The following is a 26,016-nucleotide window of genomic DNA, read 5'->3' as shown; positions in this document are numbered from 1 at the left end:
CTCATCATCCCGCTGATCTTCAGCGCGGTGGGGCAGCTCAGGTCGCCTGGCGCGTCGCCACGGCGCGCCGGACGGTCGTCATGGTGAACACCCCGGCCGCCGCCGCGACGAGCGAGAGCAGCAGCAGGCCGATCCGGTACTCCCCGAGGCTGCCCCAGAGCGCTCCCATCAGCAGCGGCGGGACGAACCCGCCGAGGCCGCCCGCGGCGCCCACCACGCCGGTGACCGCGCCGACCTTGTTCGTCGGGACCAGCTTCGCGACCAGCGCGAACGTCGCGCCGCTGCCGGCGCCGAGCGCGGCCGCCATCGCCAGGAACGCGATCGTCCCGACCGGCATGAGCGCCGGTGCGAACGACTGGACGACCGCGCCCGCGGCCGTCACCGACAGCGACACCGTCATCACCCGCACCGCGCCGAGCCGGTCCGACAGCCAGCCGCCGAACGGCCGCATCACCACGGCCAGCAGCACGAACCCCGCCATCCGGTTCGCCGCGTCCGCCTGCGACAGCCCGTACTCGGCCTTCAGATAGGTGGGGAGGTAGACGGAGAACGCGACGTAGCCGCCGAAGGCCACCGCGTACAGGGCCGACATTTGCCAGGTGACGCCGAGCCGGGCGGTCGCGGCGAGCCGCTTGGCGAGGGACTCGGTCGGGGCGGTGCGTCCGGGCGGCTCCCGCAGGATGAGCCACGCGGCGGCCGCGTACACGGCGAGCAGGACGGCCATCACCACGAACGGGGTCTGGGTGCCCCACTTGTCGGCTTCCTTGACGGTGGTCAGCGCGCTGACCGCGGTGCCGCCCATGCCCGCGCCGAAGATCCCGATCGCGAGCCCGCGCCGCTCCGGCGGGAACCACGCGTTCACGAACGGCACCCCGATCGCGAACGCCGTCCCGCTGATGCCCAGGAAGAAGCCGCCGACCAGCAGGGCCGGCAGCGACGAGTGCCCGGCGATCCCCAGGTAGAGGACGGGCAGGATCGTGATCAGCGACACCACGGGGAACATCACCCGCCCGCCGAACCGGTCGGTCAGCGCCCCCACCGGAATGCGGCCGAGCGACCCCACGAGCACCGGCACCGCCACGAGCAGCGACTGCTCGAACGAGGTCAGCTTCAGTGTCTCCTTGAGCCCCGGGGCGAGCGGGCTCAGCAGCGCCCACGCCCAGAAGTTCACCGCGAACCCCAGGGTGGCCATCACCAGCATGACCCACGGCCGCCCGGCCGCCCCGGCCCGCTCGGACTCCGCCGGCCCGGTCTCCTGCCGAGATTCAGTCACCTGCCGCACCATTCTCCATCGCTCCCAAGCGCAGTGCCCGTTGGCCTTCCCCGGCCGCATGCGGGATAACCATGATCGCCATCCCGCCGGTACTCACCCTCGCGGACGCGGCATACCGCTCAGAAGGGACCTTCGTCCCGCCGAACGTCCTAGTGGCGTACCCCCCACCTGCGCAAGCGCCGAGCCCGCCGGTGGGGACGGCGGCGTGGCGGCGGGTACTAACGTGGGCTGTCGGGAGTTCGCTGCGGGGGACGGAGGTTCGGTGAGCGGGCACGGCGAGGTTGCGGAGGCGTTGCGGCGGGCCGGGGTCTCCGGGGTGGACGACTCGGCGCTCGCGCGGGCCATGTACTCGTCCGACGCGTCGCTGTACCGGGTGCCGCCCGCGGTCGTCGTGACCCCGCGGGAGGCCGGGGAGCTCCCGGTCGTGCTGGAGGTGTGCCGGGACGCCGGGGTGCCGCTGACGATGCGGGGCGGCGGGACGTCCATCGCGGGGAACGCCGTCGGGCCGGGCGTCGTGGTGGACGTCAGCCGGCATCTGAACCGGGTGCTGGAGATCGACGCCGAGGCGGGGACGGCGCTGGTCGAGCCGGGGATCGTGCAGGCGCGGCTGCACCAGGCGGCAGCCGGGCACGGGCTGCGGTTCGGGCCCGATCCGTCCACGCGGACGCGGGCGACGCTGGGCGGGATGATCGGCAACAACGCGTGCGGGTCGCGGGCGCTCGGATACGGGCGGACGAGCGACAACGTGCTCGGGCTCGACGTGGTCAGCGGGTCCGGGGAGCGGCTCAGGCTCGGGGACGTGCCCGGCGGGCCCGCGCCGAGCCCCCTTCTCGAGCGGCTGAAGGGGCTCGTGGACGAGAACCTGGCGCTCATCAGGACGGAGTTCGGGCGGTTCGGGCGGCAGGTGTCCGGCTACTCGCTGGAGCATCTGCTGCCGGAGAAGGGGTTCGACGTCGCGCGGGCGCTCGTGGGCACCGAGGGGACGCTCGCGGTGACGCTGGCCGCACGGGTGCGGATGGTGCGGGAGCCCGCGTGCCGGGTGCTGGTCGTGCTCGGGTACGGGTCGATGGCGGAGGCCGCCGACGCGGTCCCGGCGATCCTGCCGCACGGGCCGGTGGCGTGCGAGGGGCTCGACTCGCGGATCACGAACGTCGTGCGGGAGCGGCGCGGCGCCGATGCCGTCCCGCCGCTGCCGAAGGGGTCCGGGTGGCTGCTCGTGGAGCTCGCCGGGGCCGAGGCGGGGGCGCTGCGGGCCGCCGCGAAGCGGGTCGCCGGCGACTCCGGGTGCGTCGACTCGACGCTCGTCGAGGACATGGCGCTCGCCGAGGCGCTGTGGCGCATCCGGGAGGACGGGTCCGGGCTCGTCGCGCGGACGCCCGAGGGCGAGCAGGCCCACGCGGGGTGGGAGGACGCGGCGGTCCCGCCCGAGCGGCTCGGCGCCTACCTGCGGGAGTTCGAGGCGCTGCTCGGCGAGTACCGGCTGTTCGGCGTCCCGTACGGGCACTTCGGGGACGGCTGCATCCACGTGCGGATCGACTTCCCGTTCGGGCGGGCGAAGGGCAGGCGGGTCTTCCGCGACTTCCTGAACGAGGCGGCGGCGCTCGCGGCGCGGCACGGCGGCACCATGTCGGGCGAGCACGGCGACGGGCGGGCGCGCAGCGAGTTGCTGCCGCACATGTACTCGGCCGGCGCCCTCGCGCTGTGCGCGGACGTCAAGGACGTGTTCGACCCCGGCGGCGTGCTGAACCCCGGGGTGATCGTGCGGCCGGCTCCCGTGGACGAGGATCTGCGCGCGGTCCGGCTCGTCCCGCTGAACCGGGGGCTCGGTCTCGCCTACCGGGACGACCGCGGCGACCTGTCGCGGGCCGTGCACCGGTGCACGGGCGTGGGCAAGTGCCGGGCCGACAATACGGCGGCGGGCGGGGTGATGTGCCCGTCCTACCTGGCCACGCGCGAGGAGAAGGACTCCACGCGGGGGCGGGCGCGCGTCCTCCAGGAGGTCGTCAGCGGCCGGCTCGGGCCGGACGGCTGGAAGTCCGACGCGCTGCACGACGCGCTCGACCTGTGCCTGTCGTGCAAGGGGTGCGCGTCCGACTGCCCGACCGGGGTCGACATGGCGTCGTACAAGGCGGAGGCGCTGCACCGGCGCTACCGGAGGCGGATCCGGCCGCGCGCCCACTACGCGCTGGGCTGGCTCCCCCGCTGGACGCGGCTCGCGGCGAAGGCGCCCGCGTCGATCGGGCCGCTGAACGCGGCCCTGCGGTCACCGGCCCTGAAGCCCCTGGTGGCGTGGGGCGCGGGGATCGACCGGCGGCGGACGCTGCCCGCGTTCGCGCCCGTGACGTTCCGCCGCTGGTTCGCGTCCCACCGGAGCCCCGAGGGGCGCAACGGCGACGTGGTCCTGTTCGTCGACAGCTTCACCGACGCCTTCTCCCCCGAGGTGGGCACGGCGACGGTGCGGGTGCTGGAGCACGCCGGTTACCGCGTGACGGTCACCGAGCGCCCGGTGTGCTGCGGCATCACGTGGATCTCGACGGGCCAGCTCGACGGGGCGCGGGCGCGGGCCCGGCGGACCGTCCGCGCGCTGCTCCCCCATGTCCGGCGCGGCGCGCGGGTCGTCGGCATGGAGCCGTCCTGCACGGGCGTGCTGCGGTCGGACGCCGAGGAGCTGCTGCGGGGCGTGGACGCCGCCGCCGCGCGGGAGGTGTCGGCCGCGACCCGCACCCTGGCCGAGCTGCTCGCCGAGACCGCGGACTGGACGCCGCCCGACCTGTCCGGCGTCACCGGGATCGCGCAGCCGCACTGCCACCACCACGCCGTCATGGGCTGGACGAAGGACGCCGCCCTCCTGCGGGAGGCGGGCGCGCAGGTCGGCCGGCTCGGCGACTGCTGCGGGCTCGCCGGCAACTTCGGCGTCGAGAAGGGCCACCACGACGTCTCGGTGGCCGTCGCCGAGACGCGGCTGCTGCCCGCCGTCCGCGAGACCGGAGCGGACGAGGTCGTCCTGGCCGACGGGTTCAGCTGCCGCACCCAGCTCAGCGACCTGGCGGACCGCGAGGGCGAGCATCTGGCGCAGCTCCTGGCCCGCCACCTCCCCGGAGGCTAACCCTGCAGGGTGCGGGAGAGGGTGAGCGCGGCGGTGTGGACGGCCGGCGCCACCGCGGCGAGGCGCATCTTCGTGGCCCACCCCGACACCGACAGGGCGCCCAGCGCCAGGCCGTCCTGGCCGAGGACGGCGCTGGCCGCGCACACGATCCCGGCGCCGGACTCCTCCCTGTCGTAGGCGACGCCCTCGCGGCGGATCCGCTCCAGCTCCTTCGTGAGCAGCCCCGGCGCGACGACGCTGCGTTCGCTCCGCTTGACCAGCCCCGCGTCCAGGACGGCCCGCACCGCCTCCGGGGGCGAGAACGCCAGGATCGCCTTGCCCACCCCGGTGACGTGCGCGGGCAGCCGCCCGCCGACCTGCGACGGCAGCCGCGGCCCGCCCGACGAGCCGAGGATCTCCACGTAGACGACCTCGGCGCCCTCCAGCACCGCGAGGTGGACGGTCTGCCGGGTCGCCTCCCGCAGGTCCGACATGTAGGGGACGGCCGCGTCCCGCAGCACCCGCTGGCGCGGCACGCGCTGCCCGATCTCGAACAGCTTCAGCCCGAGCCGCACCCGCGCGCCGTCCCGCTCCAGGAGCCCCGCCTCGGCGAGGTCCAGGGCGATCCGGTGGGCGGTCGACTTGGGCAGGCCGCTGCGGCGGGCGAGCTCGGCGGCGCCGAGGCCGTCGTCGTCGGCGCGGAACGCGGTCAGCACCGCGACGGCGCGGCGCAGGAAGGTGTCGTCCGGCGGCATGGCGCCACTGTAGAAGAAGTGTCCCACCACGCGGGACGCGTGCGTTGCCCGGCGCGCCCCGGGCGGGGGAGGCTCGGCGGCAGACGACGAAAGGACGGCCCAATGGACCCGGGTTCCGTGGAGAAGGCCGCGGCGGCGCTGCTCGACGCGTACGCCACCGGCACTCCCATCTCGCCGCTGACGAAGGACCATCCGGACATGTCGGTGGCCGACGCCTACGCGGTCCAGCTCGCCCAGGTCGAGGCGTGGACCGCCGCCGGGGCGCGAATCAAGGGCCACAAGGTCGGGCTGACCTCGGCCGCGATGCAGCGCCAGATGGGCGTGGACCAGCCGGACTTCGGCGTCCTGCTGGACACGATGTTCCTGCAGGAGAGCGCCCCGATCGACACCTCGCGGTTCCTGCAGCCGCGGATCGAGCCGGAGATCGCGTTCGTGCTGGGCCGGCCGCTCGCCGGACCCGGCGCGACCACGGCGGACGCGGTCGCCGCCGTCGAGTACGTGCTGCCGGCGCTGGAGGTCATCGACTCCCGCATCGCGGACTGGAAGATCACCCTGCCGGACACGATCGCCGACAACGCCTCCAGCGGCGGCGTCGTGCTCGGCACCCGCCCCGTCCGGCTGGACGACCAGGACCTGTCGCTGATGGGCTGCCTGCTGCGCCGCGACGGCGACCTGATCGACACCGGCGCGGGCGGCGCGGTGCTGGGCTCGCCGATCAACGCGCTGGTGTGGCTCGCGAACGTGCTCGGCGAGCGCGGCGTGAGCCTGGAGGCGGGGCACGTGGTGCTGCCGGGCTCGATCACCGCGGCCGTGCCGGTCGCGCCCGGGGAGACGCTGACGGCGACGTTCGCCGGGATCGGTTCCGTGACCGCCCGGTTCGGAAAGGAGGAGCAGGCATGAGCGAAGCGAACCGGGGGGAGCGGGGGGTCGTCCCCCCGCAAGGAGCACCCATGAGCAAGCTGACGGCCGCCATCGTCGGGCCGGGCAACATCGGCACCGACCTGCTGGTCAAGCTGACGCGCAGCGAACTGGTCGACGTCCACTCGATGGTCGGGGTGGTGCCCGAGTCCGACGGTCTGGAGCGCGCCCGCAAGATGGGCGTCCAGGCGTCGGCGGAGGGCGTGGACTGGCTGCTGAAGCAGCCGACGCTGCCCGACATCGTGTTCGAGGCGACGTCGGCGAAGGCGCACCTGGCGAACGCGCCGCGCTACGAAGAGGCCGGGATCACCGCGATCGACCTGACGCCGGCGGCGGCGGGCCCGCTCGTGTGCCCGCCGGTGAACCTCGACACGCTGTCGGACGCACCGAACCTCAACATGATCACGTGCGGCGGGCAGGCGACGATCCCGATCGTGCACGCCGTGTCGTCGGTCGTCCCGGTGCCGTACGCGGAGATCGTCGCGTCGATCGCGTCGCGCTCCGCCGGGCCGGGGACCCGCGCGAACATCGACGAGTTCACCGAGACGACCGCCCGCGCGATCGAGCAGGTCGGCGGTGCCGGCCGGGGCAAGGCGATCATCATCCTGAACCCGGTCGACCCGCCGATGATCATGCGGGACACGGTGTTCTGCGCGATCCCGTCCGACGCCGACACCAAGGCGATCGCCGCGTCGATCGAGAAGATGGTCGCCGAGGTCGCCACCTACGTGCCCGGCTACACGCTGCGCGCCGAGCCGCAGTTCGACGAGCCCCGCGACATCTGGAACGGGATGGCCCGCGTCGCGGTGTTCCTGGAGGTCCGCGGGAACGGCGACTACCTGCCGCCGTGGGCCGGCAACCTCGACATCATGACCGCGGCCGCCGCCCGGGTGGGCGAGCAGCTCGCGCGCAGGAAGGCCACCTCATGACCGAGCAGACGGCGGAGAAGATCCGCATCACCGACTCGACGCTGCGGGACGGCAGCCACGCGATGGCGCACCGCTTCACCGAGGAGCAGGTCCGCGGCGTCGTGCACGCGCTGGACTCGGCGGGCGTCGAGGTCATCGAGGTCACGCACGGCGACGGCCTCGGCGGCTCGTCCTTCAACTACGGCTTCTCGCTGGAGGACGACGTCAAGCTCGTCGCCGCCGCCGTGGACGAGGCGACCCGCGCCAAGATCGCCGTCCTGCTGCTGCCGGGGCTCGGTACGGTCAAGGACCTGAAGATGGCGCACGACGCGGGCGCGTCGGTCGCGCGGGTCGCGACGCACTGCACCGAGGCGGACGTGTCGCTGCAGCACTTCGCCGCCGCCCGCGACCTCGGCATGGAGACCGTCGGGTTCCTCATGCTGTCGCACCGGGTCGGCCCGGAGGAGCTGGCGAAGCAGGCCCGGATCATGGTGGACGGCGGCGCGCAGTGCGTGTACGTCGTCGACTCCGCGGGCGCGCTCGTCCTCGGCGACGCGCAGGAGCGGATCAGCGCGCTGGTCAAGGAGATCGGGCACGAGGCGCAGGTCGGATTCCACGGGCACCAGAACCTGTCGCTGGGCGTCGCGAACTCCGTCCTGGCGCAGCAGAACGGCGCCCGGCAGATCGACGGGGCGCTGTGCGCGCTCGGCGCGGGGGCGGGCAACTCCCCCACCGAGGTGCTGGTCGCGACGTTCGAGCGGCTCGGCGTCCCGACGGGCGTGGACGTGCAGGGCGCGATGGCCGCGGCGGATGACGTCGTGAAGCCGTTCCTGCACCGGCTGCCGTTCGCCGACCGGGGCGCGATCACGCAGGGGTACGCGGGCGTGTACTCCAGCTTCCTGCTGCACGCCGAGCGGGCCGCGGAGCGCTACGGCGTCCCGGCGCACGAGATCCTGCAGAAGGTCGGCGAGGCCGGCTACGTCGGCGGCCAGGAGGACATGATCATCGACGTGGCGATGCAGCTGCGCGCGGAGCGCGAGCGCGCGTCGTAGCGCGGTCCCCTCATCCGAGGGGGCCGGCGTCCAGGTCGTCCAGGAGGGCGCGGGGACCGTCGTAGACGGCCCCCGCGCCCGCCCGCACCGGTCCGTCCCGGTCCCAGCCGCCGGTGCGGACGCGCACGCATCGCCGGGACGTCCGCTCTCGGGACCGTGTGCCCGTGCCGCCGCCGAGCCGCGGGCGACGATCTTTGCCCGCTGCAAGGGTTGGGATAGCTTGGGCGGCATGACCCACGAGGACTCCGCCGGCGCGGGCCGGGCGTCGACTCCTCGCGGGCGGGCGCGCCGGGACCAGCTCGTGAAGATCGGTCTCGATCTGCTCGCCGAGGGCGGCTGGCCGGCGGTCACCGCGCGGGCCGTCACGGACCGGGCGCGTACCCGTCCGGGGCTGCTGCACCACTACTTCAACGGGCTGCCGGGCCTGCACATCGCGGTCGCGCAGCGCGCCAGCGAGATGATCGTCGATCCGGTGGTGGACGCGCTGATCGCCGCGCCCGACACCCCGGCCGCGCTGCGCGCGCTGCGCGATCTCGTGCCGCGGATGGCGGCCGGCGAGCGCAACCTGCGGCTCGCCGCCGAACTGCTGGTGCGGGCGCTGCGCGACCCGCGGATGGGCGCCGAGCGGCGGGACTGGTCGCGGGCCGTCCGGGCCCGGATCGCCGCGCGGCTCGGGCACCTGTGCCCCGACTGGCCGGCGGAGCGCCGCGAGGGCACCGCCATGCTGTTCACCGCCATGCTGGACGGCCTGCTGCTGCAGCTGATCCTCGACCCCGACCTGCCGACCGGCCCCGCCCTGAACGCCACCGAGGCCCTGGTAGCCGAGTAGCGACGCGCGGGCGTCCCCGCCGGGAACGCCCGCGCGTCGCGGCGGACCGGTCAGTCGCGCGGGGCGGGCGTGACGGCGACCGGGCAGGCGGCGTGGTGCAGCAGCGCGTGGCCGACCGAGCCCAGCAGCAGGCCGCGGAAGCCGCCGAGCCCGCGCGACCCGACGACGAGGAGGCCGGCGTCCTTCGCGGCGGCCAGCAGCACCTGGCGCGGCGGGCCGGTGACGACCTCGGTCCGGACGGGGACGTCCGGGAACTTCTCCCGCCAGGGCGCGACGAGGCGGGCGAGCCGCTCGCCGGCGAACTCGCGCAGCACCTCGGCGTCCACCAGCGGGGCGGGCCCCGGCTCGGCGTCGGCCGGCCAGGCGGTGAGCGCCACCAGCTCCGCGCCGCGCAGCCGGGCCTCGGTGAACGCCAGCCCGATCGCCTCCAGGGAGGCGGCGGAGCCGTCCACGCCCACGACCACGGGGCCCTCGGCGCGCCGTTCGCGGACGACCACGACCGGGCACGGGGCATGCGCCGCCAGCTCCACGGCCGTCGAGCCGAGCACCAGGCCGGCGAACCCGCCGCGGCCGCGCGAGCCCACGACGACCAGCTCGGCGCCGGCGGCGGCCTCCATCAGCGCCGTCGTCGGCCCGCCCCGGCCGAGGACGGCGTGCACGTCGCCGGTCTCCTCGCGGGCGTGCTTGGCGCCCTCGGCCGCGACCTCCTCGGCCGCCGCCCGCAGGTCGGCGACCGGGACCGCCATCGGCCCGACCGCCGCGTACATCTCCCAGGCGTGCGCGACGGTCAGCGGCACGCCCCGCAGCCGCGCCTCCTCGGCCGCCCACCGGACGGCCTCCTCGCTCTGGCCGGACCCGTCGTAGCCCACGACCACACCGCGTCGATCAGTCATCACCGCTCCCTTCCCGCTTCTAGCCTTGCCGGGCGGGGGCGCGCCGGTCAGGGGCGAGCGTCCGCGCGTCGCGGGACCTTGGTCCCGGCACGATCGCGACGGTGCAGCGGGCCCGGAGCAGGATCGCGGTCGCGGTCGCGCCGAGCGGGTCGAAACCGGTGCCCCGGTCGCCGAGCACGACGAGGCCGGCGTCCTCCGCCGCGTCCCGCAGGGCGTCGAAGGGGCGCTCCAGGAGGGAGGACGCCTCGATGCTCAGATCCGGGTGGCGCTCGCGCAGCGGCTCCACGGCCCGGTCCAGTTCGGCGGCGCGGGTCTCCGCGAGCAGTTCCCGGTCGTGGAAGAGGGCGAGTTCGGACTCGACGACCGCGCCGGGCTCCCAGCAGCCGTGGACGACCTGCAGGTCCCAGCCGCGCAGCGCGGCCTCCTCGGCGGCGAAGCGGAGGGCGGTGGAGCAGCCGGGCGAGCCGTCCACGCCCACGACGACGCGGGGCGGCGGCGTTCCGGCGCGGGCCACGATCACCGGGCGGGGGGACCGGGCGGGCAGCTCCCGCGCCACCGACCCCTCCACCGCCTGGCCGGGCGCCCCGATCACGACGAGTTCGGCGTCGGCGGACGCGCGCAGCAGCGCCTCGGTCGCCGGTCCTCGCCGCAGCCGCTTGCGGACCGCGCCCGGCACGCCCAGCTCGTAGGCGCGGCGCACACCGCGGTCGAGGAGGTTCTCCCCGGCCCGCTTCATGATCGCCTCGATGCCGGGGTCGGTGTGGCCCGCCGGATAGGGCCAGTGCCAGCAGTGGCACATCACCAGCCCGATGCCCCGGAGCCGGGCGTCCTCGACCGCCCAGCGCAGCGCCGCCTCGTTCTCCGCCGTCCCGTCATACCCGAACAGGATGTGCGGCCATCGTGTCCCTTCTTCGCCGTTCATATGCCTGCCTCCTTCTGCCCAGTCTGCGCGCCGCCCGCCCGCCCAAGAAGAGGACGAAGGTCCCGGCGCGCGGAACACGCGCGCCGTGCCGGAGCACTTTGCACACCTATTACCTTCGGAGGGGGAGGAGGAGAGATGGAAAGGCTCGGACGCGTCCGCCGCTTCGGCTTCGACCGCAACGACCTGCGCCGCCCCGTCGACCGCCGCCAGCGGGCGGTCGGCGCCGGGGCCGCCGTCCTGTTCGCGGGCCTCGCGCCGCCCGTCTCCGCCGTCATCGCCGCGCACGCCTACCAGGCGGGCGTCGCGGCCGAGCGGCAGCAGTCCGCGAACCACCGGGTCGACGCCCGCGTCACCCGGACGCAGCCGCAGGACGGCGCGGGCGTCCGGCACGCCTACGCCGAACTTGTCTGGACGTCCCCCGACGGCCGGCCCCACACGGCCGTCGTCGCGGCGGACAAGTCCGTCAGACCGGGGATGAGCCACCGGATCTGGGTGGACGCGTCCGGCGCCCTCGCCCGTGCCCCGAGCACCCACGCCGAGACCATCGCGACCTCCGCCGTGTCGGGGGGCATGGCGGCCGGCGCCGTCGGCCTGCCGCTGCTGGCCGTCTACCTCTTCACGCGCCGCCGCTGCGACCGCCGGCGCGACGCGCTGTGGGACGAGAGCTGGTCGTCCCTCGCCCGCAACTGACCTCCGGGAACTCCGCGGGCCATCGGAACGCCAAGCCTTCGCCATGGTTGATCATGCTCGGCTGATCTCCGCCACCCGGCGGGTAGGCCGGTAGCACCAGCCTGGGAGGGGACGGCCGTGTACAGGAGATTCGCCGCGGAGCTCATCGGAACGCTGCTGCTCGTCTATGTCGCGGTGGGCGTGGCGACCCTGTCCTTCGGGTTCGGCGTCGCCGGGCGCAGCCTGTCGGCGGGAGTGGTCGCGACGGCGCTGGCGTTCGGCCTGGTGCTGCTCGTCCTCGTCTACGCGATCGGGCCGATCTCGGGCTGCCACGTCAACCCGGCCGTCACGCTGGGCGTGCTGCTCGCCCGCCGGATCACCCCGTTCGACGCCGTCGGCTACTGGATCGCCCAGTTCATCGGCGGGATCCTCGGCGCGCTCCTGCTCTGGGCGACGTTCGCCGGCTCCCCCCTCTACAACCGCGCGACCGTCGGCCTCGGGGCCGACGGCTGGGGCGCCGCCAGCATGATCCAGATCAACATGGGCGGCGCCTTCCTCGCCGAGGTCGTCCTGACGGCCCTGTTCGTGTTCGCGGTCCTGGCGATGACGAGCCCGGTGGCGATCGCGTCCGTCAGCGGCGTCGCCATCGGGCTGGCGCTCACCACCGTCCACCTGATCGGCATCCCGATCACGGGGACGTCCGTCAACCCGGCGCGGAGCCTCGGCCCCGCCCTGGTCGTCGGCGGGACGGCCCTGTCGCAGGTGTGGCTGTTCATCGTCGCCCCCCTGGTGGGAGGCGCGGTCGCCGCGGTCATGCACGGCCTCATCGGGCCCCCGACCAAGGAGACCCCGCTCCCGCCCACGGAGGGCCCGCCCCCCGAAGAGGACTGAGCCCCTACACCGCCCGGGGCGGGGCGGTGATCCGGTAGAGGACGTGGCGGCGCAGGGGGTGGCCCTCGGGGACCATCGGGTGGTCGAAGTCGCCGGACTCGTCACGGGTCATGCCGATGCGCTCCATGACGGCCCGGGATCTCAGGTTGCGGACGCTGGTGAAGGAGACCACCTCGTCCAGGGCGAGGTCGTCGAAGGCGTGGCGCAATGCGCGGCGGGCGGCCTCGGTGGCGTAGCCGCGGCCCCAGGCGGAGCGGGCCAGGCGCCAGCCGATCTCCACCGCCGGGGTGAAGTGGGCCTCGAAGCGCGGCACCGAGAGGCCGGCGAAGCCGATGAACTCGCCCGTGGCGGTGACCTCCAGGGCCCAGAAGCCGAAGCCGGTCCCGGCGCGGCGCGCCTCGATCCGGTCGATCATCGCGTCGCTCTCGGCGCGGGTGAGGAGCGCCGGGAAGTGCTCCATGACCTCCGGGTCGGCGTTCAGTGCGGCGAACGGCTCCCGGTCCGTGTCCGTCCAGCGGCGCATGATGAGGCGGTCGGTCCGCAGTGTCGAGGTCACCGGGCGACTTTACGGGACGGCCCCGTGGTCGCGGATCGCGGCGCAGGCGCGGGCGGTCATGGCGAGGAACATCGCGTCGCCGCGCTCGGTGGGGGTTCCGTAGGCGCAGCCCAGGACGATGATGAGCGGGCCCTGCAGGAGGGCGAAGCGGTAGTCGTCCCAGCAGAGGTCGAAAGGGTAGTCGCGGACTCCGTGGCCGAGGAGCGCCTCGTGGTAGCGGGCGACGAGGTCGCGTTCGTGGGCGCGGCGGTCGGCCACGCTCAGGCTCGTGGCCAGGAAGAAGGACAGGTCGCGCGCGGGCAGCCCGATCGTGAGGGTCTGCCAGTCGACGGTGATGGGGGCGCCTTCCGGCGGGAAGAGCAGGTTGTCGAGCCGGTAGTCGCCGTGGACGAGGCCGAACCGCTCGGGACGCCCGACCAGCCACGCGTCGATGCCGGCGGCGCTGCGGCGGAGCGTGTCCTTGTCCTCGGCACTGAGCCGGTCGGGGAAGCGGTCGACGAAGATCTCGACGGCGGGCGCGTACACCTCGGCGAGGGTCGCGGCGTCGGAGGCGTCCGGACGGGTCAGCCCGCCGGCGTCCAGGAGGGACGCGTCGCACCAGCGGGGGCCGTGCAGCCCGGCGAGGCCGGCGACGCACGCGCGCGCCTGGTCCGCCGAGCAGCCCGCGAGCTGGTCGCCCTGCACCGCCGGGGCGAGGTCCTCCAGCAGCAGGACGAACTCGAAGGTGTCGAGGTCGATCTCGGCGTGGTGGCAGTGCGGGGTGCGGATCGCGACGGTGCCGGCGATGTCGCGGTAGAACATCACCTCGGTGCGGTAGGTGCCGCCGACCATGGCGCGGACGGCGGGGTCCGGCAGCGGGAGCTTCGCGACGAGGCGGGCCGGGACGCCGCCGCCCGTCAGGCTCAGCCGGTACACCGACCCCATCTGGCCGGTGCCGATCGGCTCCATCGCGACGTCGTCGACCCGGCCGTCCAGGACGCCGCCGAGCCAGGACGCGGTGATCACGGGCGGGCCCGGCCGGGGTTGCGGGGCAGGCCGTCGAACCCGTCCGGCCGGACGCGCCGGTAGGCGTCCAGCACCGGAGCGAGTTCGGCGGGGGTCGCGCCGTGCAGGATGACGCCGTCGGCGCCCGCGTCGAACTGGTCGACGACGCGGGCCGCGCAGCGCTCGGGCGAACCGGTCGCGGACGCCGCGAGCCACGCGTCCGGGATGAGCCCGGCGACATGCCGCAGGTCGCCGGGCGTGCCGATGACGTCGAAGGCGCCGGGGTAGCCCGAGACGAGGTCGTCGGCCCGGAACCGGGCCAGAACCGCCGGGTCCCAGCCGTTGACGCGGACCAGCAGGTCGCCGTACCCCTGCAGATAGGTGGCGAGGCGGCCGACGAGCTTGCGGAGCCGCGCCTCCTCGTCCAGGTGGTCGCCGACCGTGGCCAGCACCGACCAGACGCGGACGGACGCGGGGTCGCGCCCGGCCTCGCCGGCCCCGCGCCGGACGGCGGCGACGGCCTTGGCGAGGGTCTCGTCGGTGAAGAAGGTGTGCAGGACGACGCCGTCGGCGACCCGTCCGGCGAACTCCAGCGTCCGCTCCCCCATCGCGGTGAGGATGACCGGGATGTCCTCGTCGAAGGACGGGTCCTGGCTGAGGTAGGGGAAGGTCCCGGCGGGCCCGTCGTGCCCGGCGACGGCCTCGCCGCGCCACAGCCGGCGCAGGATGCCGATGACGTCGTCGAGCTGCGCGGTGGTGACGCGGGGCAGGCCCATGACGTCGAAGAGCATGTCGAAGCCGCGCCCCAGGCCGAGCGCGAAGCGCCCGCCGGAGAGCCGGTGCATGGTCGTCGCGAACGTCGCGGTCAGCAGGGGGTGCCGCGTGTTGTGGTTGGTGGCGGCGGTCGCGATGCCGATCCGCTCGCTGACCGCCGCGGCGGCGCCGGCGAGCGCGGCGGCCTCCTTGGTGGTGAAGCGCTCGGACAGGAACACCGCGCCGAGGCCCAGCCGTTCGGCCTCGGCGACCTCGCCGAGGAGATCGCGGGGGCTGCCCGAATGGCCGGCCAGCCCGTAGCAGCCCAGTTCGGGGAGATCGGCGCTCTGCACAGGTGGAATCTAGTCTGGACAGCTGTCCACAATCAAGGGGCGGCGGGCTCGCGCGGGACGCCGGGCGGGGACGGCGGCATGCCGTAGACCGTCAGCCAGATCACGCGGGCGAGGGTGCGGGCGATGCGCTCGTCCCCCGGGCCCTCGTCGTGGCGGCAGTGCCCCGCGATCGTCCGCTCCACCATCCAGATCAGCACCTGCGCGGTCGCGGGGACGTCCATCGCCGGGTCGACGGTGCCCGCGCGGCGCTCGGCGTCCAGGCGGTCCCGGACGACCTCGTCGAAGCGCCGCTTCCGGTCGCGCCAGAACGCGGCGACGTCCGGGTCGTAGCCGGCCACCTCGCCCAGGGCGTCGAGGACCCGGCGGTGCTCGCGGTAGGCCGCGATCATCTGCCGCATGGCGTGCGCGACGCCGTCCTGGCCGCCGGCGTGGTCGGCCCGCCACCAGATGACGGCCTCGCCGAACAGCTCCTCCACCGCCTGCTCGGCGAGCGCGATCAGCAGCCGGCTCTTGTCGGGGAAGTGCAGGTAGAACGTCGACCGCGCCACGTCGGCCCGCTCGGCGATGCGCTGGACGGGCAGCTCGGTGTAGGGCGTCCCGTCGGCCATCATCTCCGTCGCCGCGCTCAGGACCCGGTTCCGGACGTCCTCGCGGCGCTCGCGGACCTTCCTGCGCGGACGCGTGGTGGAGGCCATGGCGGCAGCGTACCCGGCGCGGGCCATTGTCGGACAGTGTGTCGACACAGTGCTTGACACCGACCGTTGACCGAATCACACTCGGTCCACGGCTCCACACCAGGGGCCGGACGTCACGGGGGCTCGGCCGAGGAGGCTCAACGTGGTACGTCTCGACACCCTCCGGCGGAAACTCGCCGTCCCACTGGCGGCGATGCTGGCCGCCGGCGCGATCACCGCCGCCACCGTCCGCCCCGCCGCGGGCGACGACGACCCCGGGTCGTGGATCCCGCGGACCGACGTCACCGGCTCCGACCTCACGCCGGTGCCCGGCAAGCTCGCGGAGCCCCGCGACGACGGGCCGCATCCCGGGTCCGCCACCGAGTGGTGGTACGCGCACGTCATGGACCCGGCGACGAAGCGCACCTTCATCGCGATGCTGTTCACCGCGCCCGTGCCGACCGCACTGATCTTCTGGTACCCGGAGGAGGGGGAGAAGCTGGTCCTCCCCGAGCTCGCGCTGGACGTCAAGGCGACCGACGGGCCGGTCGTCCGCAGCAGCGCCGGCGACCTCGTCTACGACCCGGCGCGCGGCTACCACCTGACCTGGCACGGGATCTTCGCCAAGGGCGACATCTGGTTCGACGACGCGGTGCCGGGCGTGACCGGCGGGCCCATCGAGTACGACGGCGGCCAGACGATGTACTGGTCGTCGCCCGTCGCGACGAGCCGGGTGACCGGCTGGCTCGAACCGCCCGGATCGTCCCGGATCGACGTGACCGGATGGCGCGGCTACCACGACCACAACTGGGGGAACTTCAGCGTCGTCGACCAGCGCTACTCCGGCTGGGAGTGGGGCGTGTCCCACGAGCCGGACGGGACCGCCACCCTGCTCGGCGGCGTGGTCAAGGGCGACGGGACCTGGCAGGGCGTGGTCGGCCGGGCGACGCCCGAGGAGACCTACGGCTGCATGAGCACGATCAAGCTGTCGGACTGGCGGGTGTCCGGGCTGTTCTCCTACCCGGAGACCACCCGGCTGACGTGCCCGTCGTCCCAGCTCGCGACGCCCGACGGCCTCAAGGGCGAGCGGCCCGGCCTCGACCGCAGCTTCCACGTCGTCGACCCGTTCATCCTGGACGCCGGCCTGCTCGCCCTGCCCGAGTCGCTCGGCCGCACCGTCCCCGGCTCCCTCGGCCTGATCGAGCACATCCGGACGCTGCCCGCGCGGCTGCCGCGCTCCTCCTGACCCGCAAAGGACGGCGACCATGAACGAACCGACGCACGACGGTGTCTCCCGGCGGCGGATCCTGTACGGCACGGCGGCGATGGGGGCGGCGGCGCTGCTGCCCGTCCCGTCCGCCCGCGCGGCGGAGGCGAAACGGAGGGTCGCGGTGCTGGGCGGCGGCATGTCCGGCCTCGCCGCCGCCCACGAACTGGTCGAACGCGGCTTCGAGGTGACCGTGTTCGAGCGCAAGGCCCTCGGCGGGAAGGCGCGCAGCATCCCGGTGGCGGGCACCGGCAAGGGCGGACGGCGCGACCTCCAGGGCGAGCACGGCTTCCGCTTCTTCCCCGGGTTCTACCGGAACGTCCCGGACACGATGCGGCGCATCCCGGTGGAGGGGAACGCCAACGGCGTCCACGACAACATGTTCCCGCTGACCTCCACGCGCATCGCCCGCAACGGGGGCCGCTCGGACATCATCACGCCCGACTTCTCCGGCTCCGGCGGCGGGTTCGACCTGGCCTCGTTGCAGGAGACGCTGACCGGCGTCGTCGAGCAGGCCGGCGCCATCCCGCCCGACGAGCTGGCCCTGTTCGTCAACCGCTTCATCGTCTACATGACCAGCAGCGACGAGCGCCGCCTCGGCCAGTGGGAGAACGTCCCCTGGTGGGAGTACGTGCGGGCCGAGGGCAAGTCCCGCGACTACCAGGCGATCGTCGCGCGGTTCCTCACCCGCGGGCTGGTCGCCGTCAAGGAGGAGGTCGCCAGCACCAAGACGGTCGGCGCCATGGGCCAGGCGTTCGTGCTGTCGGGCCTCGGCCTCGGCGCGGACGGCGCCATCGCCAGGATGCTCAACGGGCCGACCAACGAGGCGTGGATCGACCCCTGGGTGGACTACCTGCGCGGACGCGGCGTCCGGTTCGAGGTCGGGCAGACCGCCGAGGCCCTGGAGGTCTCCTCCGGCCGGATCACCTCCGTCCGCCTGGTGGACGGCGCCGGGCGCCGCCGCACCGCCGAGGCCGACTGGTTCATCTCGGCGATGCCGGTCGAGCGCGCGCGGGCGCTGCTGTCCCCCGACGTCCTGGCGCTGGACCCGTCGCTGGAGGCGCTGAAGGACCTGCACACCGAGTGGATGAACGGCCTCCAGCTCTTCCTGCGCCGCACCCCGGACGGCATCGGCCAGGAGGTCAACTTCATGGACTCCCCCTGGCAGATCACCGCCGTGCTGCAGAGCAAGCTCTGGGACCGGGACATCCCGGCCGGCTACGGCGACGGGAACGTCCTGGACACCCTCTCCCTGGACATCTCCGACTGGGACACCCCCGGCATCCTGTTCGGCAAGCCGGCCAAGCAGTGCAGCCCCGCCCAGGTCGTCAAGGAGGCCTGGGCGCAGATGAAGGACCACCTGGAGGACACCGGCCGCTCCGTCCTGCCGGACGACCTCCTGCACTCGTGGTTCCTCGACCCCGCGATCACCTGGGACCCGGCGGCCGGCCGCAGCTCCAACGACGAGCCGCTCATGGTCAACACGGTCGGCAGCTGGAAGAACCGCCCCCACCCGCGGACGGAGGTCCCGAACCTGTTCATGGCCGGCGACTTCGTCCGGACGAGCGTCGACCTCGCCACCATGGAGGGCGCCAACGAATCGGGCCGCGCCGCCGTCAACGCGCTCCTCGACGCGGCCGGCTCCCCCGCCGCCAAGGTCCAGGTGTGGCCCCTCTACCAGCCCCCCGAGCTCGACGGCCTGAAGGACCTCGACGCCCACCGGTTCCGCGCCGGCCAGCGCAACCTCTTCGACACGATGTGACCGATCGCCGACGGCGAGGGCGAGGGCGAGGGCGGGTCTTCTTCCCTCCGGACTCGGCCATGCCCTCGCCAACGGCGCCGGCTCATCGATCGGGCCGTGCGGCTTGTGGGGCCTCTCCCCGGGCAGCGCGATCGGCGTACCGCGGGGTCTCAGCTGTTCGGCGTCAGGTGTTCAGCGACGACGCGCGGCGCCGCGGCCTGCGCGCGGGCGCGCCACTCCGAGCGTTCCCGCCCTGCACGGCGGACGCACCGTCGCGCGACCCCCGCTTCGACGTGGCAGAACGCGGGGTCCCGGCCTGCGGGGCAACCGCGCCATCGCGCGACCCGCGCTTCGGCGCGGCGGCGCGGCCGTTCCCAGCCTGCCCGGCGGACGCGCCATCGCGCGACCCCCGCCTCGACGCGGTAGAACGGGGGTTCCCGGTCTGCGGGGAAGGCGCGCCGTTGCGCGGTGCCCGCCCGGGAGCAGCGGTGGGCGCGGGGCGGGCCGGGGGGCGGGCGCCGGTGATGCGCGCCAGCTCGCCGTCGCCGGGGTGCACGCTCGCGGTGTGCGGGGTGATGCCGGCCTTGGTCATCAGGTCGTTCATCTCGCGGCGCTGGTCGGGGAGGACGAGGGTGACCACGGTTCCGGTGCGCCCGGCCCGCGCGGTGCGTCCGCCGCGGTGGAGGTAGTCCTTGTGGTCGGCGGGCGGGTCGACGTTGACGACGAGGTCGAGGTCGTCGATGTGGATGCCGCGGGCGGCGACGTTGGTGGCGACCAGCACGGTGACGTCCTCGGTGTGGAAGCCGTCCAGCGCGCGGTTGCGCTGCGACTGCGTCTTGCCGCCGTGCAGGGCGGCGGCGCGGACGCCGCGGGCCGTCAGCTTGCGGACCAGGCGGTCGGCGGCGTGCTTCTTGGCCACGAACATGATCACCCGCCCGGCGCGGGCGGCGATGTGCGCCGTCGTCTCGTGCTTGTCGTCGTCGGCGACGTGCAGCAGGTGGTGCTCCATGGTGGAGACCGCGCCGGCCGGCGGGTCGACCGAGTGGGTGACCGGGTCGCTGAGGAAGGTGCGGACGAGCCGGTCGACGTTGCGGTCGAGGGTCGCGGAGAACAGCATCCGCTGGCCGCCGCGCGGGGTCTGCTCCAGCAGCCGGGTGACCTGCGGCAGGAAGCCCATGTCGGTCATCTGGTCGGCCTCGTCCAGCACGGTCGTCCGCACCTCGCCGAGCCGGCAGTCGCCGCGCTCGATCAGGTCGGCGAGCCGCCCGGGGGTGGCGACCAGGACGTCCGCGCCGCTCTTGAGCGCGCTCGCCTGGCGGGACAGGGACATGCCGCCCACGACGGTGGCGAGCCGCAGGCCGACGGCGTCCGCGTACGGCGCGAGCGCGGCGGTGACCTGCTGGGCGAGCTCGCGGGTGGGCACCAGGACGAGGGCCGAGGGGGCGCGCGGCCCGGCGCGGTGGCCGGCGGTCCGGGCGAGGACGGCCAGGCCGAAGGCGAGGGTCTTGCCGGAGCCGGTGCGTCCCCGGCCGAGGACGTCCCGGCCGGCGAGGGCGTTCGGCAGGCTCGCGGCCTGGATGGGGAACGGGGTCGTCACTCCCTGCCGGGCGAGCTCCGCCAGGAGGGGCGCCGGCAGCGGCAGCTCCGAGAAGGATTCGACCTTCGGGAGCGGCGGGGTGGAGGTCTCCGGGACGCGGGTCCCGGCGTCGGGCCGCTGCGCGGGGCGGTGGCGGCCGGTGCCGCGGCGGGACCGGGAGGAGCGTTCCCTGGCGGCCGGGCCGGAGGTTTGGGACATGGTGGGGCCTTCCTCGAAAGCGGTGCGTGTCGAGGAAGTGCTCCGCGGAGCGGAATCACGGCCGCAGGCCGGACGACAAGTTCTCGAAGACGAACCGGGATGAAACCCGAAACGCTTCCGCTGCGGGCCGGGGCGGGGTGCGCCCCTCGGAGCCGGTGCCCGTGCGGACACCTCGCGCGGCGGGCGGGCTACGCGAGCCCGCCCGCCACACGATCGGCTATCAAGCGGGGACGATGTTCTCCGCCTGCAGGCCCTTCTGGCCCTGGGCGACGTCGAACGACACCTTCTGGCCCTCCTGCAGCTCGCGGAAGCCCTGGGCCGCGATGTTGGAGTAGTGGGCGAAGACGTCGGCGCCGCCGCCGTCCTGCTCGATGAAGCCGAAGCCCTTTTCCGCGTTGAACCACTTGACGGTACCGGTGGCCATGGTCGTTCTCCCTCTGGTCGGTCCCGGCGCCTTGCGCGTCCGGGGACGCCGCGATGGCCCATCCGGAAAATCCAGAGCAACAAAAAATGCGCCCGCCGAAGTTGATCCGCAGGCGCATGAACATGTCTTGGGAACCGCAACTTTCACCGAAGCCTAGCACACGGCCCGGAGACGGCACCACACGCGGGATTCCGCGTGAAGATTCGATCTCTCCTGTCCGAAGACGGCCACACAACACCCCAGGTGGGCGCATACTGCAAGGGTGAAATCCACCGGATCCGCCCGACGGCGACACCTGCCCACCAGCCCCTTCAAGCCCCCGCCCGCCGCCCCGCCGGCGAAGGTCTTCGAGGCCGAGGACCGGGTCACGCACGACAAGTACGGGCTCGGCCGCGTCGTGGAGGTCCATGACGGGCACTCCGTCCTGGTCGACTTCGGAACGCAGAAGATCAAGGTCCTCGCTCCCTACACCAAGCTCTTCAAGCTCTGAGAATCCCGTCGCACGCCGGGCCTGGTGAGATCCGCATCGCGGTGCGGGCCTCCGGGGTCTCGGCTTGAGAAACACGACGGCAGGAAGACCTGTGGCCAAGCTGCTGTACTCGGCGACGATGTCGCTCGACGGCTTCATCGCCGGACCGGGCGGGGACATGTCCTGGCTCACCGAGCACCTGGGCGAGCCGAACCCGACCGCCGAGCGGCTGCTCGCGCAGATCGGCGCGCTCCTGGTCGGCAACCGCACCTTCGGCGGCGACGACCCGAACAAGGGCACCGACAAGGAGGGCGCGTTCGGCGGCCAGTATCACGGGCCGGTGGTCGTCCTCACCCATCGCCCACCGCCTCGTCCGGTCGCGGGCGTGACGTTCGCCGGCGACCTCGAGTCCGCGGTCGCGGAGGCCAAGGCAGCCGCCGGGGACCGCTACGTCAACGTCCTGGGCGCGGACGTCGCCAGGCAGTGCATCGAGGCGAAGCTCCTCGACGAAGTCCTCGTCTTCATCGCCCCGGTCCTCCTCGGTGACGGCGTGCGGCTCTTCGACGACCCGGGCGGCACACGCGTCCGGCTGGAATCGCTCGCGGGCGAGTCCGCGCACTGGTACCGCGTCGCGTACTAACGCGGTACGGGCTTCCCGGTGCTGCTATTCCGCGGTGAGGCGCCCGGGCACCGGCTCCGCACGCGGGGGCGGGCGGTCATGCCTCCGGTCGGACGGGGGGGAAGGTTCCATGCTTCGCGGAAGCGGGCGAGGGTGGCACGGCAGCCGGCGGGTGAGATGCTCAACTCCCGGCGAGCGGCGCCGAGTTCCTCGAAGGAGCCCGGCGAGTCGCCTGCGCCCAGCGACACCGCCCGGCGCGTGTCGAAGACACCGTTCTCGAAGACCTCGATGACCGTGAGGCAGAAGAGTGCGAACACCGACAGCTGGACCAGGATGGTGCGGGCCTGGTCGAGTTCGGGCGAGCCGTCCAGGGGTGCGGCGTCGAGGCACGCGAAGTCGTGCAGCCGCGGCCGGGCCGCCGTGAGGTCGTGGGGCGGCGCGGACCGCATGGTGCGGATCAGGTCTCGCATGGCCTGGAAGACGCCCCCGAGGTCGGCGCCGTCGAGGGCGGACGGGAGCCGGGTCCGGACGCCCGTCAGGGTTTCGATCATCTCCTCGCGGACCAGTGCGGCGGCCAGGTCCTCCAGCCGCGGGTCGTTCATGCACAGGCGGACCCGGAGCCGCAACTCCGCGGCGTCCTCGACTTCCTGCTCGATGGCCACGGCGCCCATCTTCGTCCAGTAGAAGTACGCGTAACGGGGTGTGGCCGGAATGTGTCAGCCGGCCGGCCGCCGCGGCCGGACGGGGCTTCGACCGCCGGTGAACACCGGCCACCGGTCCAGCGACGCCGCCGATCGCGTGGTCGGTGACCCACGAACGGAACAGCCCGTCGGCCGGCCGCGTTCTCGGACGCCATGCCTCAGGCTTTCGCCGGGGCGATCTCCCGTGGGCGATCGCCCCGCCGCGTTCCCTGTCGGTCGGCGGTGCTCACCCTTGGCGGAAGATGGCTCCGTCGGACGAGGACTGATCCGCGGGCCGTAGCTCACCCACGCCCCACAGGGTGGTCGTCCCCGGAACCAGGGCCATGCCGTCGACGTAGGCGATACGGTCCCCGGCCTGGACGGACGAACTCGACCACGTGCCGTCGGATGAGCGGTGCATCAGCACCGGTGCGGCACGGCCCGACTCCCCCTCATCGCCTTCCCCGGAGATCCACAGCCCGCCTCGGCCGTCGGCCGCGGCGACCCGCGGACTCCAGTTCCCCGGCACGTCCACCTTCTGCCACCGGTTGCCATCCCAGCGGGCGGCCACCGGAAGCCGCGTCGTGCCGAGGTCGTCGGTACGCCACACCGTCCCCGTCACCCAGACTTCCGTGGCCGACACCGCGACCACGTCCGACAGGAAGACTTGCTGGGAGGGCTCTCCCTCGCCGCCCTGGATGTCCTCGGGCAGCGCGCCGCCGACCGGTACCCGGGTCCAGGCCGTGCCGTCGTAATGCGCGATCACCTTGAAGCTGTCCGAGGAGTCGTTGGCGATCGCCCAGATGTCGCGCGCTGACACGGCGTCGGCCCGTTCGATGCTGTACGGCAGCTGGACCTGGGTCCACCTGTGGCCGTTGAAGTACCAGGTGCCCACGCCGGCATCGCGGCGTCCGTCGCTGAAGACCCATGCCTTGTTGCGGCCCACCGCGGTCACGCCGCTGACGACGCCGGTGGCCCATCGGTGCGCGACCACCCATTCGCGACCGGTCCAGCGCAGTGCGTACGAGCCTCTGGACGCGCTGTCGCTGTCGCCGACCGCCCAGACATTGGAAGCGGATGCGGCACTGGCCTCTCGGACCTCCCCGGGCACGCCGGCGGGCACCCCCACGTCGCGCCAGACCCTGCCGTCCCAGTGCTGCGCGATGATCTGTTCGTGCTGGTCACCGACAACGAACGTCCAGGCGTTGCGCCTGCTGGTCGCCGTGACCGCCGCCATGTCGTCGTACTGGGCGATGTCGTTGGTCTTCACCACCTGCCAGGGCTGCGGCTGTGCGGCTTGCGCCGGCGGCACTGCTACCACGAACGCCAACGCCGGCACTATCGCCGGTATCGGCATGAGACGACGGACCTTGGCAGTGAACGTGAAGCACGGACTTCGCATGGTTCCCCCGATCGCGAAAGAGCTGAAAAGCAGTCACGTATAAGACACTTGGCCCGACCTGGCGGTGGCACTCATTGCCGGAAAAGGCCAACGCGTCAACCGCTCACCTTGATCATCCGTCGCGCATTCGCACTCATGCCGGTCAGGGCGCCGGGAGCGACCGAGAGCACCCGATCGCCGAGGCGATCGAGCCGTTGCAGGGGCCCGTGGCGGGGCGGCAAGGGCCGGAGTTGTCTGGCCCGGGCGCGACCCTCGGCAAGCCCACCCGTCCAGCTCAGGACATTCTTCTTGTCTGAACGGTCACTGCCGCCATGAAGCGTCATACCGGGACAGGACGCGATGGCGGGTCGCGCGGGCACCGTCGCGCGTCACCCGTCCGGGACGGGACAGTGCGGCCGTCGCGCGGACCGGTGGCGTCACGCACATACAGGCGGGCAGGCGGGCGGGACGAGGCAATGGGTGCGCCCAGCGGCTTGGCCATGGTGGTGTGGCACCGTCCTGGGCGCCCGCGTGCCCAGGACCGGCGTGCCGTGGCCGGGACGGTGGGCCTGCGTCCCGGCCACGGGCGGGCAGGTAGCCCAGACGCGCGGCGGACAAGCGGGCAGTCCCGGCCGGACGCCTGACGCACGAAGCCCCCGGCCTGCCGACATCGGTCGGGCCGAGGGCTCTGTCTCGCCGGTTTCAGGCCAGGTCGAGGGTGCCGGACTTGACCTGTGACGCGAACGCCTCCCACGCGGCCGATCCGAACACCAACTTCGGGCCGTCCGGGTCCTTGGAATCCCGCACCGCCACCGCCGCCGACATGTCGGCCACCTCGACGCACGCATCGGTCTTATCGCTCTTGCTGCTCTTACGCCACTCTGCAAGGGGCAAGGGCACCATTGACGAAACCTCGACGCATTGACCGCCGGTGTCGTCGCTCTGACTACTCTTTCGCCAGCGCGCCGCTACCAGCACGACCTCGACACTCTGTCCACCGATGACACCACCGCGACGGCCCTTACGCCGCTGCATGGCGGACACGTCCTGCGTTTTCACAGGTCCTCCAAGATCGTCCGGAGCAGGTTCAAGGAGTCATCAGCGGACATCGCCGCACCCCTGATCAAATCGAAACGTACCCCATACTTCCGGACGGCGTCAGGGTGGGCGACAAGCTGCGCCCCTACGTGACTACCTACGTGCACGACGTCGTCATCGTCTCGCAAACTCATGATCGTGAATGAGCCCGCCAGCCCCGCATAGCCTCCCTTGGCCGTCGGGACGATCTGGATCACGATGTTGTGCAGGTCAGCGAGTTCGATGAGGTGCCGGATCTGGCCCTTCATGATCTCGGCGCTTCCGAAGGGTCGGCGAACGGCACCCTCGTCGAAAATCGCAACCACGCAAGGCGGATTTTCCCGCTTGAGGATGTCCTGCCGCTCCATTCGAGCCGCGACGAGCTGCTCGACAGTTTCGGATGTCTTGTCGGACTTGAGCACCTCGTAGGCGTACTCGGGCGTCTGAAACAGGCCGGTGATGACCATCGTCTCGAAGATGTGCATCACCTCGGCCTCTCGCTCGCGGGCGATGAAGTCGGGGAAGCCTGGAGGCAGGACGGCAAGGCGTCCGAAGTCCCTGATCCACTTCCAGATGCGGTGGAACGAGCCGTCCGTCTTGAAGAAGACGTCGCAGTCGTTGGCGAAGTCCTCGGACGGCGGGCTGCCGCCCGCTTCGATCTGGCCGATCCGCTGGGGCGAGTAGCCGAGTTTCTCCGCGAGTTGCGGTCGCGACAAGCTGGACAATTCCCGCTTAGCGCGCAGTTCTACGCCGAAGTATTCGGCGGGCGAGGACGGGACGCCGGGGTCGCGGGGGCGACGAGGCACGGGAACCTCCGGATATTCGAAAGGAAGATCATTTTCTAAGGGGGAGATGCGGGTTTTCGGGACTTCTTCTTTCCCGCTCTTCCAGAGCGTAGCCCGATTACAGGAGGGTGGGAAGCGGTAACGGAGAGAAATCACGACGAAAGTTCGAACTGATCATGGACATGACCGTCGACCCCGCTGACCAGGCATTGGCCCGGCTCCGTGAGGACTTTCAGGGTCATCGAATCTGGCGCGCCACACGC

The 26,016-nt window shown here is 73.2% G+C and carries 25 protein-coding genes; 11 read left to right on the top strand and 14 right to left on the bottom strand.

All coding sequences use genetic code 11. The features are described 5' to 3' along the window. Positions 1 to 37: 37 nt before the first annotated feature. Positions 38 to 1,273: an MFS transporter gene (locus tag SM611_RS23975; protein WP_371952143.1), complete on the bottom strand. Its 1,236-nt coding sequence runs from the start codon at positions 1,271 to 1,273 to the stop codon at positions 38 to 40. A gap of 343 nt (positions 1,274 to 1,616) precedes the next feature. Here SM611_RS23975 and SM611_RS23970 point away from each other — a divergent pair, with 343 nt between their 5' ends. Beyond that, complete coding sequence (locus tag SM611_RS23970) at positions 1,617 to 4,379, top strand: FAD-binding and (Fe-S)-binding domain-containing protein (protein ID WP_371952164.1); 2,763 nt, start codon at positions 1,617 to 1,619, stop codon at positions 4,377 to 4,379. On the opposite strand, the gene SM611_RS23965 is transcribed toward SM611_RS23970, so the two are convergent. Then, positions 4,376 to 5,113, bottom strand: coding sequence for an IclR family transcriptional regulator (locus SM611_RS23965; RefSeq protein ID WP_371952142.1), 738 nt, complete (start codon positions 5,111 to 5,113; stop codon positions 4,376 to 4,378). The two genes, SM611_RS23970 and SM611_RS23965, sit on opposite strands and share 4 nt — an antisense overlap. 102 nt (positions 5,114 to 5,215) lie before the next feature. Here SM611_RS23965 and SM611_RS23960 point away from each other — a divergent pair, with 102 nt between their 5' ends. From SM611_RS23960 to SM611_RS23945, 4 genes are all read left to right on the top strand, one after another. Further along, positions 5,216 to 6,013 carry a 2-keto-4-pentenoate hydratase gene (locus SM611_RS23960; protein WP_371952141.1) on the top strand — a complete coding sequence of 266 codons (798 nt, stop codon included), beginning with the start codon at positions 5,216 to 5,218 and terminating at the stop codon, positions 6,011 to 6,013. 50 nt (positions 6,014 to 6,063) lie between these two features. Then, positions 6,064 to 6,960 (top strand): acetaldehyde dehydrogenase (acetylating), encoded by an 897-nt coding sequence (locus tag SM611_RS23955; protein WP_371952140.1) that lies wholly within the window; start codon positions 6,064 to 6,066, stop codon positions 6,958 to 6,960. Next, on the top strand, positions 6,957 to 7,991 hold the full coding sequence (gene dmpG, locus SM611_RS23950; protein ID WP_371952139.1) for a 4-hydroxy-2-oxovalerate aldolase: 1,035 nt from the start codon (positions 6,957 to 6,959) through the stop codon (positions 7,989 to 7,991). Before SM611_RS23955 ends, dmpG begins: the two co-directional genes overlap by 4 nt. Before the next feature lie 229 nt (positions 7,992 to 8,220). Next, positions 8,221 to 8,820, top strand: a complete 600-nt coding sequence (locus SM611_RS23945; protein ID WP_371952138.1) for a TetR/AcrR family transcriptional regulator — start codon at positions 8,221 to 8,223, stop codon at positions 8,818 to 8,820. 50 nt (positions 8,821 to 8,870) lie between these two features. Here SM611_RS23945 and SM611_RS23940 read toward each other — a convergent pair whose 3' ends face one another. After that, positions 8,871 to 9,713 carry a universal stress protein gene (locus tag SM611_RS23940; protein ID WP_371952137.1) on the bottom strand — a complete coding sequence of 281 codons (843 nt, stop codon included), beginning with the start codon at positions 9,711 to 9,713 and terminating at the stop codon, positions 8,871 to 8,873. Between the two features lie 19 nt (positions 9,714 to 9,732). Then, entirely contained in the window at positions 9,733 to 10,635 is a 903-nt protein-coding gene (locus SM611_RS23935; RefSeq protein WP_371952136.1) for a universal stress protein, read from the bottom strand. 135 nt (positions 10,636 to 10,770) lie between these two features. Here SM611_RS23935 and SM611_RS23930 point away from each other — a divergent pair, with 135 nt between their 5' ends. Further along, positions 10,771 to 11,325 (top strand): Rv1733c family protein, encoded by a 555-nt coding sequence (locus tag SM611_RS23930; protein ID WP_371952135.1) that lies wholly within the window; start codon positions 10,771 to 10,773, stop codon positions 11,323 to 11,325. A gap of 117 nt (positions 11,326 to 11,442) precedes the next feature. Further along, positions 11,443 to 12,195 (top strand): aquaporin, encoded by a 753-nt coding sequence (locus SM611_RS23925; RefSeq protein WP_371952134.1) that lies wholly within the window; start codon positions 11,443 to 11,445, stop codon positions 12,193 to 12,195. A 4-nt stretch (positions 12,196 to 12,199) separates the two neighbouring features. Here the strand turns inward: SM611_RS23925 and SM611_RS23920 are convergent, their stop codons facing one another. The 4 genes from SM611_RS23920 to SM611_RS23905 are packed head-to-tail and all read right to left on the bottom strand — an operon-like array spanning position 12,200 to position 15,536. Beyond that, positions 12,200 to 12,751, bottom strand: coding sequence for a GNAT family N-acetyltransferase (locus tag SM611_RS23920; RefSeq protein ID WP_371952133.1), 552 nt, complete (start codon positions 12,749 to 12,751; stop codon positions 12,200 to 12,202). Positions 12,752 to 12,760: 9 nt separating this feature from the next. After that, positions 12,761 to 13,756, bottom strand: coding sequence for a phosphotransferase (locus SM611_RS23915; RefSeq protein ID WP_371952132.1), 996 nt, complete (start codon positions 13,754 to 13,756; stop codon positions 12,761 to 12,763). Then, the gene (locus SM611_RS23910; protein WP_371952131.1) at positions 13,753 to 14,841 is read right to left on the bottom strand and encodes a TIGR03857 family LLM class F420-dependent oxidoreductase; all 1,089 of its coding nucleotides are present in this window, start codon (positions 14,839 to 14,841) and stop codon (positions 13,753 to 13,755) included. Before SM611_RS23910 ends, SM611_RS23915 begins: the two co-directional genes overlap by 4 nt. Before the next feature lie 32 nt (positions 14,842 to 14,873). Beyond that, positions 14,874 to 15,536, bottom strand: coding sequence for a TetR/AcrR family transcriptional regulator (locus SM611_RS23905; protein ID WP_371952130.1), 663 nt, complete (start codon positions 15,534 to 15,536; stop codon positions 14,874 to 14,876). A gap of 142 nt (positions 15,537 to 15,678) precedes the next feature. Between SM611_RS23905 and SM611_RS23900 the strand changes: the two genes are divergently transcribed. Both SM611_RS23900 and SM611_RS23895 read left to right on the top strand, forming a co-directional pair. Further along, the gene (locus tag SM611_RS23900) at positions 15,679 to 16,761 is read left to right on the top strand and encodes a hypothetical protein (RefSeq protein ID WP_371952129.1); all 1,083 of its coding nucleotides are present in this window, start codon (positions 15,679 to 15,681) and stop codon (positions 16,759 to 16,761) included. 19 nt (positions 16,762 to 16,780) lie between these two features. Then, positions 16,781 to 18,544, top strand: coding sequence for a hydroxysqualene dehydroxylase (locus SM611_RS23895; protein WP_371952128.1), 1,764 nt, complete (start codon positions 16,781 to 16,783; stop codon positions 18,542 to 18,544). 163 nt (positions 18,545 to 18,707) lie between these two features. Here the strand turns inward: SM611_RS23895 and SM611_RS23890 are convergent, their stop codons facing one another. Both SM611_RS23890 and SM611_RS23885 read right to left on the bottom strand, forming a co-directional pair. Then, entirely contained in the window at positions 18,708 to 20,318 is a 1,611-nt protein-coding gene (locus SM611_RS23890) for a DEAD/DEAH box helicase (RefSeq protein ID WP_371952127.1), read from the bottom strand. 220 nt (positions 20,319 to 20,538) lie between these two features. Beyond that, complete coding sequence (locus SM611_RS23885; protein WP_371952126.1) at positions 20,539 to 20,742, bottom strand: cold-shock protein; 204 nt, start codon at positions 20,740 to 20,742, stop codon at positions 20,539 to 20,541. A 262-nt stretch (positions 20,743 to 21,004) separates the two neighbouring features. Between SM611_RS23885 and SM611_RS23880 the strand changes: the two genes are divergently transcribed. Next, positions 21,005 to 21,232 carry a hypothetical protein gene (locus SM611_RS23880; RefSeq protein ID WP_371952125.1) on the top strand — a complete coding sequence of 76 codons (228 nt, stop codon included), beginning with the start codon at positions 21,005 to 21,007 and terminating at the stop codon, positions 21,230 to 21,232. A gap of 91 nt (positions 21,233 to 21,323) precedes the next feature. Further along, on the top strand, positions 21,324 to 21,851 hold the full coding sequence (locus tag SM611_RS23875; protein WP_371952124.1) for a dihydrofolate reductase family protein: 528 nt from the start codon (positions 21,324 to 21,326) through the stop codon (positions 21,849 to 21,851). On the opposite strand, the gene SM611_RS23870 is transcribed toward SM611_RS23875, so the two are convergent. The 4 genes from SM611_RS23870 to SM611_RS23855 form a co-directional block, all read right to left on the bottom strand. Then, positions 21,848 to 22,492: a hypothetical protein gene (locus SM611_RS23870; RefSeq protein WP_371952123.1), complete on the bottom strand. Its 645-nt coding sequence runs from the start codon at positions 22,490 to 22,492 to the stop codon at positions 21,848 to 21,850. The two genes, SM611_RS23875 and SM611_RS23870, sit on opposite strands and share 4 nt — an antisense overlap. Positions 22,493 to 22,757: 265 nt before the next feature. Then, on the bottom strand, positions 22,758 to 23,840 hold the full coding sequence (locus SM611_RS23865) for a hypothetical protein (RefSeq protein ID WP_371952122.1): 1,083 nt from the start codon (positions 23,838 to 23,840) through the stop codon (positions 22,758 to 22,760). 753 nt (positions 23,841 to 24,593) lie between these two features. Next, positions 24,594 to 24,950: a DUF397 domain-containing protein gene (locus tag SM611_RS23860; RefSeq protein WP_371952121.1), complete on the bottom strand. Its 357-nt coding sequence runs from the start codon at positions 24,948 to 24,950 to the stop codon at positions 24,594 to 24,596. Next, positions 24,947 to 25,774, bottom strand: a complete 828-nt coding sequence (locus SM611_RS23855; protein ID WP_371952120.1) for a helix-turn-helix domain-containing protein — start codon at positions 25,772 to 25,774, stop codon at positions 24,947 to 24,949. The genes SM611_RS23860 and SM611_RS23855 overlap by 4 nt, the downstream gene beginning before the upstream one ends. Positions 25,775 to 26,016: the final 242 nt, after the last annotated feature.

The sequence above is a fragment of the Actinomadura monticuli genome (assembly GCF_041463655.1).
GTDB classification, from domain to species: Bacteria; Actinomycetota; Actinomycetes; order Streptosporangiales; family Streptosporangiaceae; genus Spirillospora; species Spirillospora monticuli.
This window is presented reverse-complemented; position numbering and strand designations above follow the sequence as displayed.